Annotated in this window: 17 protein-coding genes; 13 read left to right on the forward strand and 4 right to left on the reverse strand. The window is 72.8% G+C overall.

Annotated features, from left to right (window positions below):
- The first annotated feature begins 22 nt into the window (after nt 1-22).
- Nucleotides 23-1,237: an acetyl-CoA C-acetyltransferase gene (locus ACIA8N_RS11790; protein ID WP_365784421.1), complete on the forward strand. Its 1,215-nt coding sequence runs from the start codon at nt 23-25 to the stop codon at nt 1,235-1,237.
- 39 nt (nt 1,238-1,276) lie between these two features.
- Nucleotides 1,277-3,451: a 3-hydroxyacyl-CoA dehydrogenase NAD-binding domain-containing protein gene (locus ACIA8N_RS11795; RefSeq protein ID WP_365784423.1), complete on the forward strand. Its 2,175-nt coding sequence runs from the start codon at nt 1,277-1,279 to the stop codon at nt 3,449-3,451.
- Here ACIA8N_RS11795 and ACIA8N_RS11800 read toward each other — a convergent pair.
- Entirely contained in the window at nt 3,438-4,175 is a 738-nt protein-coding gene (locus ACIA8N_RS11800) for a MerR family transcriptional regulator (RefSeq protein ID WP_359204736.1), read from the reverse strand. The two genes, ACIA8N_RS11795 and ACIA8N_RS11800, sit on opposite strands and share 14 nt — an antisense overlap.
- Before the next feature lie 122 nt (nt 4,176-4,297).
- Here ACIA8N_RS11800 and ACIA8N_RS11805 point away from each other — a divergent pair, with 122 nt between their 5' ends.
- Complete coding sequence (locus ACIA8N_RS11805; protein ID WP_365784426.1) at nt 4,298-4,780, forward strand: macro domain-containing protein; 483 nt, start codon at nt 4,298-4,300, stop codon at nt 4,778-4,780.
- A gap of 92 nt (nt 4,781-4,872) precedes the next feature.
- Nucleotides 4,873-5,367 (forward strand): hypothetical protein, encoded by a 495-nt coding sequence (locus tag ACIA8N_RS11810; protein ID WP_365784428.1) that lies wholly within the window; start codon nt 4,873-4,875, stop codon nt 5,365-5,367.
- A gap of 21 nt (nt 5,368-5,388) precedes the next feature.
- Here the strand turns inward: ACIA8N_RS11810 and sph are convergent, their stop codons facing one another.
- Nucleotides 5,389-6,378 carry a sphingomyelin phosphodiesterase gene (sph, locus tag ACIA8N_RS11815; RefSeq protein ID WP_399416187.1) on the reverse strand — a complete coding sequence of 330 codons (990 nt, stop codon included), beginning with the start codon at nt 6,376-6,378 and terminating at the stop codon, nt 5,389-5,391.
- Between the two features lie 170 nt (nt 6,379-6,548).
- Here sph and ACIA8N_RS11820 point away from each other — a divergent pair, with 170 nt between their 5' ends.
- Together ACIA8N_RS11820 and ACIA8N_RS11825 are read left to right on the forward strand one after the other, a co-directional pair.
- Entirely contained in the window at nt 6,549-7,037 is a 489-nt protein-coding gene (locus ACIA8N_RS11820; RefSeq protein ID WP_365784432.1) for a hypothetical protein, read from the forward strand.
- Between the two features lie 96 nt (nt 7,038-7,133).
- A complete protein-coding gene (locus ACIA8N_RS11825; RefSeq protein ID WP_365784434.1) occupies nt 7,134-8,042 on the forward strand; it encodes an oxygenase MpaB family protein in 909 nt (302 codons plus the stop codon).
- A 25-nt stretch (nt 8,043-8,067) separates the two neighbouring features.
- On the opposite strand, the gene ACIA8N_RS11830 is transcribed toward ACIA8N_RS11825, so the two are convergent.
- Nucleotides 8,068-9,630, reverse strand: a complete 1,563-nt coding sequence (locus tag ACIA8N_RS11830; RefSeq protein ID WP_365784436.1) for a M1 family metallopeptidase — start codon at nt 9,628-9,630, stop codon at nt 8,068-8,070.
- Between the two features lie 239 nt (nt 9,631-9,869).
- Here ACIA8N_RS11830 and ACIA8N_RS11835 point away from each other — a divergent pair, with 239 nt between their 5' ends.
- The 3 genes from ACIA8N_RS11835 to ACIA8N_RS11845 all read left to right on the forward strand — a co-directional run bounded on the left by ACIA8N_RS11835 (nt 9,870) and on the right by ACIA8N_RS11845 (nt 13,643).
- On the forward strand, nt 9,870-11,906 hold the full coding sequence (locus tag ACIA8N_RS11835) for a Xaa-Pro dipeptidyl-peptidase (protein WP_365784524.1): 2,037 nt from the start codon (nt 9,870-9,872) through the stop codon (nt 11,904-11,906).
- Nucleotides 11,903-13,222, forward strand: a complete 1,320-nt coding sequence (locus tag ACIA8N_RS11840) for a M14 family metallocarboxypeptidase (RefSeq protein ID WP_365784438.1) — start codon at nt 11,903-11,905, stop codon at nt 13,220-13,222. Before ACIA8N_RS11835 ends, ACIA8N_RS11840 begins: the two co-directional genes overlap by 4 nt.
- A 118-nt stretch (nt 13,223-13,340) precedes the next feature.
- A complete protein-coding gene (locus ACIA8N_RS11845) occupies nt 13,341-13,643 on the forward strand; it encodes a hypothetical protein (protein ID WP_365784440.1) in 303 nt (100 codons plus the stop codon).
- A 90-nt stretch (nt 13,644-13,733) separates the two neighbouring features.
- On the opposite strand, the gene ACIA8N_RS11850 is transcribed toward ACIA8N_RS11845, so the two are convergent.
- Nucleotides 13,734-14,693 (reverse strand): FAD-dependent oxidoreductase, encoded by a 960-nt coding sequence (locus tag ACIA8N_RS11850; RefSeq protein WP_365784442.1) that lies wholly within the window; start codon nt 14,691-14,693, stop codon nt 13,734-13,736.
- A gap of 82 nt (nt 14,694-14,775) precedes the next feature.
- On the opposite strand from ACIA8N_RS11850, the gene ACIA8N_RS11855 reads away from it, so the two are divergent.
- The 4 genes from ACIA8N_RS11855 (at nt 14,776) to ACIA8N_RS11870 (ending at nt 18,170) form a co-directional block, all read left to right on the forward strand.
- Nucleotides 14,776-15,282 carry a hypothetical protein gene (locus ACIA8N_RS11855; RefSeq protein ID WP_365784444.1) on the forward strand — a complete coding sequence of 169 codons (507 nt, stop codon included), beginning with the start codon at nt 14,776-14,778 and terminating at the stop codon, nt 15,280-15,282.
- A gap of 124 nt (nt 15,283-15,406) precedes the next feature.
- Nucleotides 15,407-17,044, forward strand: a complete 1,638-nt coding sequence (locus ACIA8N_RS11860; protein ID WP_365784446.1) for an ABC-F family ATP-binding cassette domain-containing protein — start codon at nt 15,407-15,409, stop codon at nt 17,042-17,044.
- Nucleotides 17,044-17,772 (forward strand): 2-phosphosulfolactate phosphatase, encoded by a 729-nt coding sequence (locus ACIA8N_RS11865; protein WP_365784448.1) that lies wholly within the window; start codon nt 17,044-17,046, stop codon nt 17,770-17,772. Before ACIA8N_RS11860 ends, ACIA8N_RS11865 begins: the two co-directional genes overlap by 1 nt.
- A complete protein-coding gene (locus ACIA8N_RS11870; RefSeq protein ID WP_030216119.1) occupies nt 17,769-18,170 on the forward strand; it encodes a hypothetical protein in 402 nt (133 codons plus the stop codon). Before ACIA8N_RS11865 ends, ACIA8N_RS11870 begins: the two co-directional genes overlap by 4 nt.
- The last annotated feature ends 35 nt before the right edge of the window (nt 18,171-18,205 follow it).

The raw sequence follows: 18,205 nt of genomic DNA on the forward strand, positions 1-18,205 counted from the left end.
CCCTCATCGCGAAAGGCTTTCCGTGAGCACCGAAGCGTACGTGTACGACGCGATCCGCACCCCGCGCGGACGCGGCAAGGCCAACGGCTCCCTGCACGGCACCAAGCCGATCGACCTGGTCGTCGGCCTCATCAGGGAGATCCAGGCCCGCAACCCCGGCCTCGACCCGGCGGCCATCGACGACATCGTCCTCGGCGTCGTCGGCCCGGTCGGCGACCAGGGCTCCGACATCGCCCGCATCGCGGCCATCGCCGCCGGGCTTCCCGACACCGTCGCGGGCGTCCAGGAGAACCGCTTCTGCGCCTCCGGCCTCGAAGCGGTCAACATGGCCGCGATGAAGATCCGCTCCGGCTGGGAGGACCTCGTCCTCGCCGGTGGAGTCGAGTCCATGTCCCGCGTCCCGATGGCCTCCGACGGCGGCGCCTGGTTCGCCGACCCGATGACCAACCTGGAGACCAACTTCGTCCCCCAGGGCATCGGCGCCGACCTCATCGCCACGATCGAGGGCTTCAGCCGCCGGGATGTCGACGAGTACGCCGCCCTCTCCCAGGAGCGCGCCGCCGCCGCCGTCAAGGACGGCCGCTTCGCCCGCTCGATCGTGCCCGTCAAGGACCGTGCGGGCCTCACCGTCCTCGACCACGACGAGTTCCTGCGCCCCGGCACCACCGCCGACTCCCTCGCCCGCCTCAAGCCCTCCTTCGCCGACATCGGCGAACTCGGCGGCTTCGACGCCGTCGCGCTGCAGAAGTACCACTGGGTCGAGGAGATCGACCACGTCCACCACGCGGGCAACTCCTCCGGCATCGTCGACGGCGCCTCGCTCGTCGCCATCGGCTCCAAGGAGGTCGGCGAGCGCAACGGCCTGACCCCCCGCGCGCGGATCGTGGCGGCCGCCGTCTCCGGCTCCGAGCCGACGATCATGCTCACCGGCCCCGCCCCCGCGGCCCGCAAGGCGCTGGCCAAGGCCGGCCTCACCATCGACGACATCGACCTGATCGAGATCAACGAGGCGTTCGCCGCGGTCGTGCTGCGCTTCGTCAAGGACATGGGGATCACCCTGGACAAGGTCAACGTCAACGGCGGCGCCATCGCGCTCGGCCACCCGCTCGGCGCCACCGGCGCGATGATCCTCGGCACCCTCGTCGACGAGCTGGAGCGGCAGGACAAGCGCTACGGCCTGGCCACCCTCTGCGTGGGCGGCGGCATGGGCATCGCCACCGTCGTCGAGCGCGTCTGACCGTCCCGTCCGCACCCCTCTTACGGAGAAGCAGCAGCCATGAGCGAGAGCACCACCATCCGCTGGGAACAGGACGAGACCGGGATCGTCACCCTCGTCCTCGACGACCCCAACCAGTCCGCCAACACCATGAACCAGGCCTTCCGGGCCTCCATCAGCGCCGTCGCCGACCGCGTGGAGGCCGAGAAGGACTCCATCCGCGGCATCATCTACACCTCCGCCAAGAAGACCTTCTTCGCGGGCGGCGACCTCAAGGACATGATCCAGGCGGGCCCCGAGCACGCCCGGGACATCTTCGAGGCCGGCCGGGAGATGAAGAACGCGCTGCGCCGCATCGAGACCCTCGGCAAGCCGGTCGTCGCCGCGATCAACGGCGCCGCGCTCGGCGGCGGCTACGAGATCGCCCTCTCCTCCCACCACCGGGTCGCGCTCGACGCCCCCGGCTCCAAGATCGGCCTGCCCGAGGTCACCCTCGGCCTGCTCCCCGGCGGCGGCGGTATCGCCCGTACCGTACGCCTCATGGGCATCACCGACGCCCTGCTCAAGGTGCTGCTCCAGGGCACCCAGTACGCGCCGAAGCGCGCCCTGGACAGCGGCCTCGTCCACGAGGTGGCCGCCACCCCCGAGGAGATGATGGCCAAGGCCATCGCCTTCATCGACGCGCACCCCGAGTCCCGCCAGCCCTGGGACGTCCCCGGGTACAAGATCCCCGGCGGCACGCCGTCGAACCCCAAGTTCGCCGCCAACCTGCCCGCCTTCCCGGCCAACCTGCGCAAGCAGCTGAACGGCGCGCCCTACCCGGCGCCCCGCGCCATCATGGCCGCCGCCGTCGAGGGCTCCCAGGTCGACTTCGAGACCGCCCTGACCATCGAGTCCCGCTACTTCACCGAGCTGGTCATCGGCCAGACCGCGAAGAACATGATCCAGGCGTTCTTCTTCGACCTCCAGGCCGTCAACTCCGGCGCCAGCCGCCCCCAGGGCGTCGAGGCCCGGCCGGTCCGCAGGGTCGCCGTCCTCGGTGCCGGAATGATGGGCGCCGGCATCGCGTACTCCTGCGCCCGCGCCGGCATCGACGTCGTCCTCAAGGACGTCTCCGCCGAGTCCGCCGCCAAGGGCAAGGCGTACTCCGAGGCGCTCTGCGCCAAGGCCGTCTCCCGCGGCCGCACCACCCAGGCCAAGGCCGACGCGCTCCTCGCCCGGATCACCCCGACCTCCGAGGCGGCGGACCTGGCGGGCTGCGACGCCGTCATCGAGGCGGTCTTCGAGGACACCGCGCTCAAGCACAAGGTGTTCCAGGAGATCCAGGGCGTCGTCGCGCCCGACGCGCTGCTCTGCTCCAACACCTCCACCCTGCCGATCTCCGTCCTCGCCGAGGGCGTGGAGCGCCAGAGCGACTTCATCGGCCTGCACTTCTTCTCGCCCGTCGACAAGATGCCGCTCGTCGAGATCATCAAGGGCGAGCGGACCGGCGACGCGGCCCTGGCCCGCGCCTTCGACCTCGTCCGGCAGATCAACAAGACGCCGATCGTCGTCAACGACTCGCGCGGCTTCTTCACCTCCCGGGTGATCGGCCACTTCATCAACGAGGGCGTCGCCATGCTCGGCGAGGGCATCGAGCCCGCCTCGATCGAGCAGGCCGCCGCCCAGGCCGGCTACCCCGCCAAGGTCCTCTCCCTCATGGACGAGCTGACCCTCACCCTCCCGCGCAAGATCCGCAACGAGAGCAAGCGGGCCGTCGAGGAGGCCGGCGGGACCTGGACCACGCACCCGGGCGAGGCCGTCATCGACCGCATGGTCGACGAGTTCGGGCGCCCCGGACGGAGTGGCGGCGCGGGCTTCTACGAGTACGGGGAGGACGGCAGGCGCGGCAAGCTCTGGCCCGGTCTGCGCGAGCACTTCGCCAAGCCCGGGTACGAGATCCCGTTCCGGGACATGCAGGAGCGGATGCTCTTCGCCGAGGCCCTGGACACCGTCCGGCTCCTGGAGGAAGGCGTCCTGACCTCGGTCGCCGACGCCAACATCGGCTCCATCATGGGCATCGGCTTCCCGGCCTGGACCGGCGGCGTGCTGCAGTACGTCAACGGATACGAGGGTGGTGTCGCCGGATTCGCGGCACGCGCGCGTGAGCTGGCGCAGACATACGGCGAGCGCTTCACTCCGCCGGCCCTCCTGGTGGAGAAGGCCGAGCGGGGCGAGGTCTTCACCGGCTCCTGAACGCCGTCCTCAGCTCCTCGCTCAGCGAGCGCTGGAAGGCCGTGAGGAGGGCCTGGACCACCATCGGCTGCATGTGGGCCGAGAGCGACTTCATCGCGCTCAGGTGGTCCGGGTCCTCCCCGCTCTCCCGGTACGGGCTCCACACCTCGTCCCGGAAGAGCCGGGACAGCTCCTGGGCGGCAGCGCGCGCGTGCTCCAGGAGAACGGTGCGGGAGGCGAGGATCGTCTCGTGCTCGATGGGCACGTCGAGCAGCTCGACGCCGAGCCGCAGCAGCGCCCCGTCGAGGCGGTACGTGTCCTCGTCGGCGGTCCGGTCGAGCACCCCCATGGCGGCCAGCCGGTCCACGTCCCGCTCGGTCAGCGCCCGCCCGGCCCGCCGCTCCAGCTCGCGCCGCGTGATGGACTCGGCGGACTCGGGCGCCCAGGAGGCCACCAGGGCGCGGTGGACCGCGAGGTCCTGGGCGCTGAGGTCGGCCGGCAGCTGCTCGAAGTACCGCTCGATCGCCGCGAGCGTCATCCCCTGCCGCTGGAGCTCCTCGATCAGCGCCAGCCGGGAGAGGTGGTCCTGTCCGTAGTGCCCGACCCGCCGCGCGCCGATCACGGGCGGCGGCAGCAGCCCCCGGGTCCCGTAGAACCGCACGGTCCGCACCGTGACCCCGGCCCGCGCGGCCAGCTCGTCGACGGTGAGACTGGTCCCGTCCCCCTCGCCACTCCCGACGCCCATCCGAGGTGCCTCACTTCCCTGCCACCGACCCGCCGGTCCGGATCGCTTGAACAGTATTGCTGTCTCACCAGCCGTGTAAAAGAGTGGCGGTGTTGTCGGTGGCGGCGCGTAGCGTGATCGACATGAACGGGATCACCTACGTCCAGGGGGACGCGACCTCGCCGCGCGGCAAGGGTGTCAAGATCATCGCGCATGTCTGCAACGACCTCGGCGGCTGGGGCAAGGGGTTCGTCGTGGCGGTCTCCCGCCGCTGGCCCGAGCCGGAGGCGGCCTACCGCCGCTGGCACCGGGAGCGGGCGCGCAACGACTTCGGCCTCGGGGCCGTCCAGCTGGTGCGGGTCGAGCCGTACGTCTGGGTGGCCAACCTGGTGGGGCAGCGGGGCATGCGCACCGGGCGGAGCTCCGGAGTGCCCGTGCGGTACGAGGCGATCGACGCCGCGCTCGGGCTGCTCGCCGACAGGGCGACCGGACTGGGGGCCTCCGTGCACATGCCGCGCATCGGCTGCGGGCTCGCGGGAGGGCGCTGGGACCGGGTCGAGCCCCTGGTCGTCGGGCGCCTGGTGGACCGGGGGATACCGGTCACCGTGTACGACTTCGGCGCGTAAGGGGCGCAGGGGTGGGGTGTGGTGGGGCCCGCGGAGGGCTGGAGCTAGAGTCTGCCGCTGTTCGGAGCGGGGCAGGGGAACAGGGGAGTCAGATGTACACGCAACTCAGGGAGACGGCCACGGAATTGGCCCGACTCCTGTGGCGGGAGCACACCGTCTACCGGGAGCGGGGCGGCGGTGTGGTGATCCGCGGCGAGCACGTGGGCCGCTGGATCAGTCTCGGTCCCACCGGGGGCAAGGACCAGGCGCTGCTGCGCGCCGGGCGGCTCCTCGACGGCGGGACCACCGCCCCGGCCAGGACCGAGGTGGTCGTCGACCTGACCGCGGGGACGACCGAGCTGGCGGCGGTCTGCCGCAGCCTCCTCGCCGATGTGGCCGCGGCCGCCGAGCCGGCCCCCGCACCGTCGGGGCGGCGGCAGGTGGCCGGGAGGAAGCAGGAGAGGCCGGACCGGGCGGCGCGTGCCGCCCGACCCGGCCGGCCCCGTAAGGAGCGGCACACGAGCCTGGGCTCCTTCGTCGTGCTGCTCTGTGTCGCCGGGGTGTTCGGTGTCTGGCTCTACAGCCTCTTCGGCAGGTCCGGGTACTGAGCCGCGCCCGCCGCCGCCCGGCTAGAAACCGGTGACGGGGTAGTGGTCGGAGAGGTTGGTGTACGTGTAGCGCGTGCCCCAGCTGGAGACCGACCAGGGAGCGCTCTGCTCCAGGACCACGTGGTTGGTCCAGCCGGCGGGGCGGGCGTTCCCGGCCCGGAAGAGGACGTAGTCGAGGTCCTCGCGCGGGTCGTCCGGGTAGCGCTCGGAGGCGATCGAGTTCAGCTCGGTGTCGAAGGAGTACGGGTGGCCGGTGCGGGCGTCGGCCCCGGCCAGGCCCGCGTCGGCGAGCATCGTGGCGTACTCGGCCGTGCGCGAGTCGACGTTCATGTCGCCGGCGACGATCACCTGCTCGTTCGCCGGGATGTTCTTGGCGTCGAGGAAGGCGTCCATCGCCTTGAACTGGCGGCTGCGCATCTGCGCCGCCTCGCCCGCCGAGCAGCCCGGGTCGGTGGACTGGGCGTGGGTGCCGACGACGTGGACCCGGCTGCCGTTCACGTCCAGGACGCTGTAGACGAAGCCCTTGTTCGAGTACCAGTCGGCGCCGCAGGCGTCCTTGTAGACGTACTGCTCCTTGCGGACGATCGGCCACTTGCTGAGGATCGTCACGCCGCCGTCCTCGGGCGTGGTCGCGGAGTAGGCGCCGCCGGTGGCGTCCCAGCCCGTCTTGCTGCGGCCCATGACCGGGGTCTGGTGCGGGTACTGCGCGGCGGCGTTCGCCTTGAGCGCCTCGGAGGAGGAGTTGTCGAAGGCCTCCTGGAGGACGACCACGTCCTGACCCTGGAAGAAGGAGGCGGCGGGGATCGCCCGGGCCCGGTGGTCCTGGCCCCAGTTCGGGTAGAGCGTCTTGGAGAACAGGAACGTGTTGTACGCGAGGACCTTCAGCCGCGGGGTCTCGGCGGCCGTGCTGGAGGCGGCGGTCGCGCCCGGCGCGGTCGCGGCCAGGGTGGCGGCGGCGAGCGCGAGCGAAAGGACGGCGCCGGGGGTACGGCGGAGCGCGGCGAACGGCACGTGAACTCCCATGAGGGTGTGGGGGGTTGACCTGGCGCCGCACATACAATCAGCCGTGGTTACCTTCCGGTAGCCTTTGGGTGCCGGGAATCTTGCCGGGTCCGCACAAGCGCGCCAACTCTCTTCCCGCTGTCTGATTTGGATCGTTTTGATCCAGGTAGAATGCGCGCATGACCCTCGCGAGCAACTCAACGATCTTCAAGATGGACCTCGGTCCGCTCAACCCCGTCTGGGCCGAGCTCATCCTCGGCCTGGTGCTGTTCGGACTCACCTTCCTCATCATGGCGAAGGGCATCCTGCCGAAGATCCGTCGCACCCTCGACGAGCGCGAGGACGCCATCGACGGTGGCACCGGGCGCGCCGACGACCTGCGCGCCGAGGCCACCCAGATCCGTGAGCAGTACGAGGCCGAGCTCGCCGAGGCGCGTCACGAGGCCGCCCGTATCCGCTCCAAGGCCGTCGAGGAGGGCTCGGTCGCCATCGCCGCCGCCCGCGCCGAGGGCAACGCCGAGCGGGAGGCCATCCTCGCGGCCGGTGCCGAGAAGATCGCCACCGAGCGCGCCGCCGCCGAGCGCGAGCTCACCGCGGACGTCGACGCCTGGGCCCACGCCCTCGCCGCCCGCATCGTCGGCGAGCCGGTCGGCGCCGACCGCGCCTGACCCGTACTCCCCGGAAGGGGCCGTCACCAGGGCCGCAGCGCCCGGGTGACGGCCCCTTCGTCGTGGGTGGCAGCCTGGAGTGTGAGGAGAAGCCCCATGGAACGCGTGAACCCGGTGAACCCAGTGGATCCCGTCGATCCCGTCGAGGCGGTCGACCGCGCCGATCCGGTGCCGCCGCCCGTCGGCGGAGTGCTGTGGACCGTCGCCGGCGACATCCGGGCGCTCCTGATGCTGCCCGCCGCCCTCACGATGCAGGTCGCCCATCCCGCGATCGGCGCCGGCGTGGACGCGCACTCCGTCTTCAGGACCGACCCCTGGGGCCGCGGCGAACGCTCTCTGCGCTCGCTCCAGCTGTGGATCTACGGCGGCGAGGAGGCCGCAAGCGAAGGACGCCGTCTGCGGGAACTGCACCGCACCATCCAGGGCACCGACGCCCACGGCCGCCGCTACCACGCCCTCACCCCCGCCTACTACTCCTGGGTGCACGCGACCGGCTTCCCCGTGTACACCTGGGGCCTGCGCCTCCTCGCCCGCCCCCTCACCGAGGCGCAGGAGCGGCAGCTGTACGCCGAGTGGCTCCAGGTCGGACGGATCCTCGGCATCCACGACCGGGACATGCCCCCGACGATCGAGGAGTTCTGGCCGTACTACCGCAAGGTCCTCGCCGAGGAGCTGGAGGCGACCGTCGTCGTCCGGGAGCTGCTCGACCCCGACCAGCCGGTGCCGGCCCCCGACCGGGGCCCGCTGGCGCTGCGGCTCGCCCTCCGGCTGCTCTGGCCCGTCCTGCGCCGGCCGTTCCTGCGGCTGCGCGCGTTCCTCACCGTGGGCCTGATGCCGCCGGACGCCCGGGAGGCCATCGGGCTGGAGTGGACGGACGCGCAGGAGCGCACCCTGCGCCGGTTCGCCCGGGTGGTCAGGGTCGTGGTTCCGGTCCTGCCGGAGCGGCTGCGCTATCTGCCGCTCGCCCGGAAGGCCCGCGAGGCCGCCCGCCGCGCGAAGCGCTGACGGACGGCCCCGGTCACCGGACCGCTCAGTGCGTGTGGCCGTGCTCCCCGGTCTCGTGGACCGTGTTGGTCGCCGCGATCTTCTTCCACGACTTGGGCTGCACCTGCTTCGACCGCGCGCCCTTCGGCTGCGTGGTCTTCGGCGCGGCCGCCGTGCCCGCGGCGGCCGCGGCTCCGGCCTCGGCCGCCGCCACCGTCGGCGCGGACGGCTTCGAGGGCTGGTACAGCCAGGTGTCGAAGAGCCCGGCCAGAGGCTTGCCGGAGACCCGCTCCGCGTACCGGACGAAGTCGGCGACCCGCGCGTTGCCATAGGCGAACTCCTGCGGCCAGCCCTTCAGGATCGCGAAGAAGTCCTCGTCGCCGATCTCGTTGCGCAACGCCTGGAGCGCCAGCGCGCCCCGGTCGTAGACGGCGATGTGGAACTGGTTCTCGGCACCCGGGTCACCCGGCTTCACCGTCCAGAACGGGTCCTCGGCCGCCCGGGTGGCGTACACGTAGTCCGCCAGCTCCTGTGCGGTGCCCTCGCCCTCCTTCTCCGACCAGAGCCACTGGCTGTAGCGGGCGAAGCCCTCGTTGACCCAGATGTCCTTCCAGTCCTGCACGGACACGCTGTCGCCGTACCACTGGTGCGCCAGCTCGTGGACGACGACGGACACGTTCGCGCCGTTGGCGAACTGCCGCGGGCTGTAGAACGGCCGGGTCTGCGTCTCCAGGGCGAAACCGCTGGTCACGTTGGGCACGTAGCCGCCGAGCGAGTCGAAGGGGTAGGGCCCGAAGATCGACTCCAGCCACTCCGCGACCTCGGTCGTGCGCTCGATCGAGGCGCGCGCGGCACCCGCGTTGTCGCCGAGGTCCTTGCTGTACGCGTTGAGGACCGGCAGCCCGTTCGCCGTCTTGTCCGTCGTGATGTCGAACCTGCCGACGGCGAGCGTGGCCAGATAGGTCGCCTGCGGCCTGTTGGAGCGCCAGTTGAAGCGGGTCCAGCCCAGGCGCGAGGACTGCGACTGCAACACGCCGTTGCTGATGGCCTGGTGGCCGTCCGGCACCGACACCGAGACGTCGAAGGTGGCCTTGTCGAGCGGGTGGTCGTTGGACGGGAACCACCAGACGGCCGAATCCGGTTCCTGCGCGGCGACGCCGCCGTCCGGGGTACGGGCCCAGGCGGTCCAGCCGTCGACCTTCACCTCGGAGGGCTTGCCCGCGTAACGGACGACGACCGAGATCGGCTTGTTCCTCTCCAGCGGGGTGGCCGGGGTGACCTCCAGCTCGTGGTCGCCCGTGGCGGTGAACTTCGCGAGCCGGCCGTTGACCCGTACCTCACTGACCTTCAGACCGAGGTCGAGGTTGAACCGGGACAGGTTCTGCTTCGTCGTGGCGAGGATCGTCGCCGTGCCTTCGAGCAGGTCGGTGGCGGGCTGGTACTTCAGACGCAGGTCGTAGTGGGAGACGTCGTAGCCGCCGTTGCCGCTGGTGGGGTAGTAGGAGTCGCCGATGCCGGGGGCCCCGGGCACGAAGTCGGCCGCCGATGCCGGGATCGCCAGCAGCAGGGAGGCCGCGAGGGCGCTCGGAACGATGATTCTGCGGTGCACAGGAACTCCCCAAGTCATGAGACACGTAGGACAGGTAAGACGCGCGGGTGGTCGTCGGTCCTTAGTTCGGACCCTATTCAGCACCCGACGCACCGTCACGTCCAGAGGACCCCCTGTCACACGATCGCCATTCGGCCGACACGAACCCGTCCGTCCCTGGGATCACCCCGAATCACCCCTGATTCCCTCCGGCGCTCTTTTGCACCGGAGTTGACCGGGGTACGTTCCCGCCCATGCCGATGCGAACGCGGAGAACCCGCGGAGCCCGACTGCCGTACGGAACCCTCCTGGCCGCGGCCACCGCCGCCCTGCTCGCGACCCTGGTCCCGCCCGCCGTCGGACAGCCGGAACCGGCCGCGCCGTCACGGGCCGCCGCACCCGCCACCGCCGCCGCGCGGGAGTCCCTGCCCGTCCACTCGTACGCCGGCGCCATCCGCGAGTCCGTCTGGGTCGACACCGGTCTCGACGGTGACGGCGACGGGCGCACGGACCGGGTCGCCGTCGACATCGTGCGCCCGCGGGAGACCGCCGCGGCCGGGCGGAGGATCCCGGTCGTCATGGACGCCAGTCCGTACTACGCCTGCTGCGGACGCGGCAACGAAGGACAGAAGAAGACCTACGACGCCGAAGGGAACCCCGTCCAGTTCCCGCTGTTCTACGACAACTTCTTCGTCCCGCGCGGCTACGCCTTCGTCGCCGTCGACCTCGCCGGCACCAACCGCTCCGACGGCTGCGACGACGTCGGCGGCCGCTCCGACGTCCAGTCGGCCAAGGCCGTCGTCGACTGGCTGAACGGCCGCGCCCGGGGCTACACCTCCCGTACGGGCAGCGCCCCGTCCCGCGCCACCACCTGGAGCACGGGGAACGTCGGCATGATCGGCAAGAGCTGGGACGGCACCGTCGCCAACGGCGTCGCCGCCACCGGCGTCGAGGGCCTGAAGACCATCGTCCCCATTGGCGCCATCTCCTCCTGGTACGACTACTTCCACTCCCAGGGCGCGCCGCTCTACGACGCCGACCCGAGCTGGCTCTCCGACTACGTCAACAGCACCGAGGCGCGGGCCCGCTGCGGCGCCGTCCAGGACCGCATCACCGCGGGCACCCCGTACAGCGGCGACCGGACCGCGGCCTGGACCGAGCGCGACCACGTGCGGAACGCGGCCAAGGTCAGGGCGAGCGTCTTCGTCGTGCACGGTCAGCAGGACCTCAACGTGCGCGCCAACCACTTCGGCCAGTGGTGGGACGCCCTCGCCGCCCACGGCGTCGAGCGGAAGATCTGGCTCTCCCAGACCGGCCACGTCGACCCCTTCGACTTCCGGCGCGCCGACTGGGTACGTACCCTGCACCGCTGGTTCGACCACTACCTCCTCGGCTACGACAACGGCATCGACCGCGAGCCGGTCGCCGACATCGAGCGCGCCCCGAACCGCTGGACCACCGACCGGCACTGGCCGCCGGCCACCACAGCGACCACCACCCTGCGCCCCGCCCCCGGGGCCGCGGCGGGACCCGGCGTCCTCGGCCGCGCCCCGGCGGCGCCCGGCTCCACCGCGACCTTCGCCGACGACCCGGGCCTCGGCGAGCTCGACTGGGCGGCCCGGATCGACAGCGCCACCCCGGAGAAGGCCGGGTTCGTCACCCGCCCCCTCTCCCGTGATCTGCGGATCTCCGGCTCCTCGAAGGTGACCGTGACCGCCACCCCGACGACCGCCACCGCACATCTCTCCGCCGTCCTCGTCGACCTCGGACCCGACACGATCCGCGACTACGGCGCACCCGGCGAAGGCATCACCACCCTCACCGACCGCAGCTGCTGGGGTGCGAGCACGCCAGGGGACAGCGCCTGCTTCAAGGAGACCGAGGCCCGCACGACCGCCGTCGGACACACGGTCGTCAGCCGGGGCTGGGCCGATCTCGGCACCTGGGCCGACCCGGGCCGGGAGCGCCCGCTGACCCCCGGCAGGGCGTACACGATGACCCTCGACCTGGCCGCCACCGACCACGTCGTCCCCGCCGGGCACCGGCTCGCCCTGATCGTCGGCGGTACGGACAAGGACCTGCTCGACCCTCCCTCGACCACCCCGACCCTGACCCTCGACCTCACCAGGACCTGGGCGCGGGTGCCGCTGGTCGGCGGCGGCGCCGCCTTCGGCAAGGCCACATCGGGCCACTACCCGGCCCTGCCGCCCACCACCGCCGTGCCGTCCCTGAACGGCGCCGCACCGCCGGCCGGCGTCGCAGGCCCCCGCCTCCCCGGATCAGGAGCAGCCCGATGAGCCGCCCGTCGACTCCCCGTACCGCGCACCGCGGTTCGCGCCGCGCCCTCGCCCTCGTGGCGGGTGCCGCCGCCCTCGCCCTGCCGCTCGTGGCCGTCCCCGCCGGGGCGGCAGGCAGCGCCCCCGTGAAGCCCCTCCCGCGCACCGGATTCGAGGTGAGCGGGGGCGCCCGGTGGACCACCGAGACCGAGGAGCGGGACTTCCTCGCGGCCGTCGACCGGGCGAGCGAGCGGGTGTCGCTGCGGGTCATCGGCACCACCGCGCAAGGCCGTCCGCTGCGCCTCGCCACACTCGGGACGGGCCGCACCACCGTGCTGCTCGTCTGCAGCCAGCACGGGGACGAGCCCGCGGGCCGTGAGGCCTGTCTGAGCGTGCTGCGGGACCTCGCCCACGCCCAGGACCCGGAGACCCGGCACTTCCTCGCCCGGACCACCGTGCTCGTCGTTCCCACCGCCAACCCCGACGGCCGGGAGGCCGACACCCGGGGCAACGGCGACGGCGTCGACGTCAACCGCGACCACATCGCCCTGCGGACCGCCGAGGCGCGGGCGGTCGCCGCCGTCATCCGTGACCAGCGGCCCGAACTCGTCTACGACCTGCACGAGTACGGTGCCACACCCCGCTACTACGACAAGGACCTGCTCGCCCTCTGGCCGCGCACCCTCGACGCCGACCCGCACGTCCACGACGAGTCCCGGACCCTCTCCGAGACCTACGTCCGCCCCACCGCCGCGCTCGCCGGCTACAGCAGCGGCATCTACGGCATCTGGACCGATCCCCTCACCGGCCGCCCCCTCAAGCAGGTCGCGGGCGACGGCCAGGAGCGGATCCTGCGCAACACGGCGGGGATCAAGCACTCCGCCGGCCTGCTCGTCGAGACCCGGGTGGACGCGCTCGACGAGGCCGAGCAGAACGATCCCGCACGCAACCACCGGCGCCGGGTCGCCACCCAGCGGGCCGCCCTGGAAGGCGCCTTCGCCTACGTCGAGGAGCGCCGCGGCCCCCTCACGGCGGCCACCGCAGCGGCCAGGAGCGCCGGATTCGCCGACCGGGGACCGGTGTTCCTCGGCGGCGCCGACAACGATCCGCCGGAGCCCGGGGAGATCATCGCCGACCCGCCGTGCGGCTACCGTCTGGACGCGGCGCAGTACGCCGAGACGGCGGACGAACTGGCCCTGCACGGCGTCACCGTCCGGCGGGAGGGCGCGGGTGCGTTCGTACCGCTGGGCCAGTCACGGCGCGCGCTCGTCGCGCTGCTCCTGGACGCGCGGGCCACCTATCACCTCGTCAGTGGGAGTCCTGTGAAGGAGTGTTGACGCCCCCGTGCCGTGGGGGCCGCTTGGCGGGAAGCAGTGGTTTGCCGGTGTAAAGTTACCCACTGGTACTGACCATGCCTCGAACAGGTCCCCACGGCCTGGAAGTTGGAGAACCACCATGCGCCACACGAAGTCCGTACGCCGCGTCCTGCCGGCCCTGATCGCCACCACGCTGCTTGCCGGAAGCGTGCTGATCGGCCAGACGGTGACCGCCGAACCGGCGGCCGCCGGCACCATCACCTGCAACATCGAGAAGCTCCGGAGCGACGCCCACAAGGAGCGCAACCGGGCCGCCCAGCTCAAGCGCCTCGGTGCCACGACGGAGGCGCGCAAGGCCCTCGCCCGCGCCGACGCCCTGGAGCGGCGCGCCCGCCAGTGCGCCGACGCGGACAACAACAACCGCCCGCCGCTCTGGAAGTAGCCACACGTGCGGGGCGGGTGCGGTCCGAAAGGGACCACACCCGCCCCGCGGCGTCCCGCCCCGTTCGTCCCCCTGGGCCCCACCCGCGGTTCAGCAGGCCTCCACCAGCTCCGCCGCCCGTGCCGCGCAGCCCCAGGCCACCGTCACCCCCGCGCCCCCGTGCCCGTAGTGGTGCACCAGGCGCCCGCCGCCCGGCAGCGGCACCGCCTCGATCCGCACCCCGCCCACCCGCGCGGGCCGCAGCCCCACCCGGTGCCCGAGCACCCGCGCCCGCGCTATCTCGGGACGCACCCGCGCGCACCGCGCCACGATCGCCGCCGCCGTCGCCTCATCGGGCGCGAGCCGTTCGTCGTCCTCCTCGGCCGTCCCGCCGAGCACCAGCCGCCCCGGCTGCGGGAAGAAGTACGTCGTCTCGCTCGACCCGGCGTCCGCCGAGGTGAACCACTCCTCGATCCCCGGGTTCTCCACGATCACCAACTGCCCCCGCACCGGCCGGAGGCCGGGATCCGGTACGAGCTCCCGGGCAGCCGCACCGGTGCAGTCGACGACCACCCGCGCCAGGGCCGCCGCAGCGTCGAAGCCGGTGACCGTCCGGCGCTCGAAGACCCCGCCCGCCGCCAGGAACCGTTCCCGCAGCCACGCCAGATGGACCGGCATGTCGATCAGCGGCAGGCGCGCCGCCAAACCCACGTCGTAGGGGCCCGGCACCTCATCCGCCGCCAGCTGCCGAAGGCCCGGCACCTCCCGGGCCCAGGAGCCCAGACGATCCAGGGCGGTGTCCGCGTGGATCCCGGCCACCCACCGCACCCCCGTCCGCTCCGGCTCGGCGGCCAGCTCCCCGTACACGCGCAGCGAGGCCAGCGCCCACGTCCCGGCGTCGGCCTCCGGCTCGATCCGGTACGGCCACCACAGCGCCCCCGCCACGGCCGAGGTCGTCGCCGTCACCTCGTCCCGCGACCAGACCCGTACCCGCAGCCCTCGCTCCGCGAGGGTCACCGCCGTCGTCAGACCGACGACCCCGCCACCCACCACGATCACGTCGCTCCCCATGCGAGGACCGTACCGGGACCGGGACATATCCGGTACGGCTCAGCCATGGAACAGGGCCCCTGACCGGGGAATGCTTGGCTGCATGCCGGCCGCGTACACGACTCTCGACCTCGCCCCCGCCGCCCTCCCCGGCGGCACCCCGCCAGGGGGCCTCGCCCATCCCCGCTCCGGCGCCCTCGACCTCGTCGTCGACGGCAGGCCGTTGCTCCACCGGCTCGACGAGGCCGACGGCGCCGACGTGGTCTCGCCCCTGGCGGCCGACCTGCCGCCCGCCCTGCGCGCCGCGCACGTCCGCCGGCTCCTCGACCCGGCGCCCTCGCTCGCGGACGGCCGCCAGGTGATCTACTCCTGCCCCGACTGCGACGACCTCGGCTGCGGAGCCGTCACGGCCGTCGTCGAGCGCGACGACGAGAACGGGAGCGGAGGCGAGGACGGTGACGACGGCGGGAGCATCGTCTGGCGCGACTTCGCCTGGCAGACCGGCCCCACCGCGGACCCGTCCCGCGAGGGCTACCCCGGCGTCGGTCCGTACCGCTTCCACGGCCCCGCCTACCGCGCCGTCCTGCTGCGCCTCGCCGCGGGTTCCTGACGCCACGCGACCGGAGCTCCGGCTGAGGCCCGGCCCCCCACCCGGCCCCCGCCCGGCCCCGGCCCCGCGCCCCGCGCCCCGGGCCCGTGGGCAGGTCCTCCCGTCGCCTAGGATTCGTACCCTGATGACTGCAACCCTCGTCGCCAAGGACCTCGCCGCCGGCCACGGCGAACGCACCCTCTTCGCCGGGCTCGACCTGGTCGTCGCCCCCGGCGACGTCATCGGCCTCGTCGGCGTCAACGGCGCCGGCAAGTCGACACTGCTGCGGCTGCTCGCCGGCATCGACGCCCCGGAGGAGGGAGAGCTCCGGCTCTCCCCGCCCACCGCCGCCGTCGGCCACCTCCCGCAGGAGCCGGAGCGCCGCGCGGGCGAGACCGTGCGCGAGTTCCTCGCCCGCAGGACCGGTGTCGCCGCCGCGCAGGCGGCCATGGACGAGGCCACCCAGGGCCTCGTCGACGGCACCCCCGGCGCCGACGACGCGTACGCCCTCACCCTGGAGAGCTGGCTCAACCTCGGCGGCGCCGACCTGGACGAGCGCGCCGAGGAGGTCGCCGACTCCCTCGGCCTCACCGTCGGCCTCGACCAGCCGATGACCTCCCTCTCCGGCGGCCAGGCCGCCCGCGCCGGTCTCGCCTCGCTCCTCCTCTCCCGCTACGACGTCTTCCTGCTCGACGAGCCCACGAACGACCTGGACCTCGAAGGCCTGGAACGCCTCGAATCCTTCGTGAAGGGACTGCGGGCCGGGACGGTCGTCATCAGCCACGACCGCGAGTTCCTCACCCGTACCGTCACCAAGGTCCTCGAACTCGACCTCGCCCAGCAGCAGATCACCCTGTACGGCGGCGGTTACGACGCGTACCTGGAGGAGCGGGACAGGGCCAGGCGGCACGCCCGCGAGGACTTCGAGGAGTTCGCGGGCAAGAAGGCGGCCCTCGAAGCGCGCGGCCACATGCAGCGGTCCTGGATGGACAAGGGCGTCAAGAACGCCCGCCGCAAGGCCACCGACGGGGACAAGCTCGGACGCAACGCGCGCAGCGAGGCCAGCGAGAAGCAGGCCGCGAAGGCCCGCCAGACCCAGCGCATGATCGAACGCCTCGACGTCGTCGACGAACCCCGCAAGGAGTGGGAGCTGCGCATGGAGATCGCCGCCGCGCCGCGCTCCGGCTCGGTCGTCGCGACCCTGCGCGAGGCCGCGGTGCGCCGCGGCGACTTCTCCTTCGGCCCCGCCACCCTCCAGATCGACTGGGCCGACCGGGTCGCCGTCACCGGTGCCAACGGTGCGGGCAAGTCGACGCTGCTCGCCGCCCTGCTCGGCCGGCTGCCGCTGGACTCCGGTGACGCGTTCCTCGGCTCGGGCGTCGTCGTCGGCGAGGTCGACCAGGCCCGCAAGCTCTTCCACGGCACGGAGACGCTCCTGGAGGCGTTCTGCGCGGCCGTGCCCGAGACGGAGCCCGCCGAGGTCCGCACCCTGCTCGCCAAGTTCGGCCTCAAGGCCGTCCACGTGATGCGGCCCGCGACCACGCTGTCCCCGGGAGAGCGGACCCGCGCCGCACTCGCCCTGCTCCAGGGCCGCGGCGTGAACCTGCTCGTGCTCGACGAGCCGACCAACCACCTGGACCTGCCGGCCATCGAGCAGCTGGAGTCCGCGCTCGACTCGTACACCGGCACGCTGCTGCTCGTCACCCACGACCGGCGGATGCTGGACGCGGTCCGCACCACCCGCCGCATCGAGGTCGCGGACGGAAAGGTGACCGAACTCTGATGACGGTCTCCTTCGGCTGGGGCCCCGTGGAGGCGGAGGTCCTCGCCGCGCGGGCCGCCTGCGTGGTCGTGGTGGACGTGCTGTCCTTCACCACGGCAGTGGGCGTCGCCGTCGAGGCCGGCGCGGCCGTGCACCCGTACCGGTGGCGGGACGCGACGGCCCTCGCGTACGCGGAGAGCGTCGGAGCCGTACTCGCCGTGGGCCGCCGTGAGGCGACCCCCGAGCATCCCTGGACGCTCTCCCCGGCCGCGCTGCGCACCGCCCCGATGCCGGAGCGACTGGTCCTGCCGTCCCCGAACGGCTCCACGATCGCGGCCGGGGCCGCCTCGTACGGCGCGACCGTCGTCGCGGCCTCCCTGCGCAACCACACGGCCGTCACCCGGCTGCTTGCCGACCGGGGCTACGGCACGGCGGACCGCCCGCTCGCCGTCGTCGCCTCCGGCGAGCGGTGGCCCGACGGATCGCTGCGCCCGGCCCTCGAAGACCTGCTGGGCGCGGGAGCGGTGCTGTCCGCCCTCGCCGGGACGCACACCCTGACCCCGGAGGCGACCGCGGCGGCCACGCTGTGGACGGCGACCGAGGACCCGGTCGCCGCCTTGCACGGCTGTGACTCGGGCCGTGAACTGTACGAGTACGGCTTTCCCCAGGACGTGACCGTGGCCGCCGAGGTCGACAGCTCGACGACCGTCCCCGTTCTCGTGGACGGCGCTTTCCAGGAGGCACCATGACCGACCTACTGACCCGGCTGACCGAGATGCTCGACGATCTCGACGCGGACGTCGACGAGACGATCGACCTCGCCGACGAGATCGCGGCCTCGGGCGACGCCGGTCTCCTGCCCCGCCTCCAGGCCGAGCTGGACCGCGCCCTCACCGAACGGAACGCCTACGCCAGGGAGCTCCTCGGCGGGGTCGTCGCCGCCATCGGCGGCCCGGACGCCCTCCCCACCCTGATCCGCGCCTCCGCCGTCGATCTCGGTGACGACCAGGACGGCCTGGCGGCCGAGATCGTCGACCTGGTCCAGGCGGACCCCGGGACGGCCCGCGGCCTCCTCCAGCCGCTCACGGAGGACGACGACCTCTCCGTCGCCAACCGGGCCGACTGGGCGCTGCGCTTCCTGCCGTAGCCGGTACGTACGCGAAGAGGCCGACGCGAAGAGGC

The sequence above is a fragment of the Streptomyces sp. NPDC051822 genome (assembly GCF_044452745.1).
Lineage (GTDB): Bacteria > Actinomycetota > Actinomycetes > Streptomycetales > Streptomycetaceae > Streptomyces.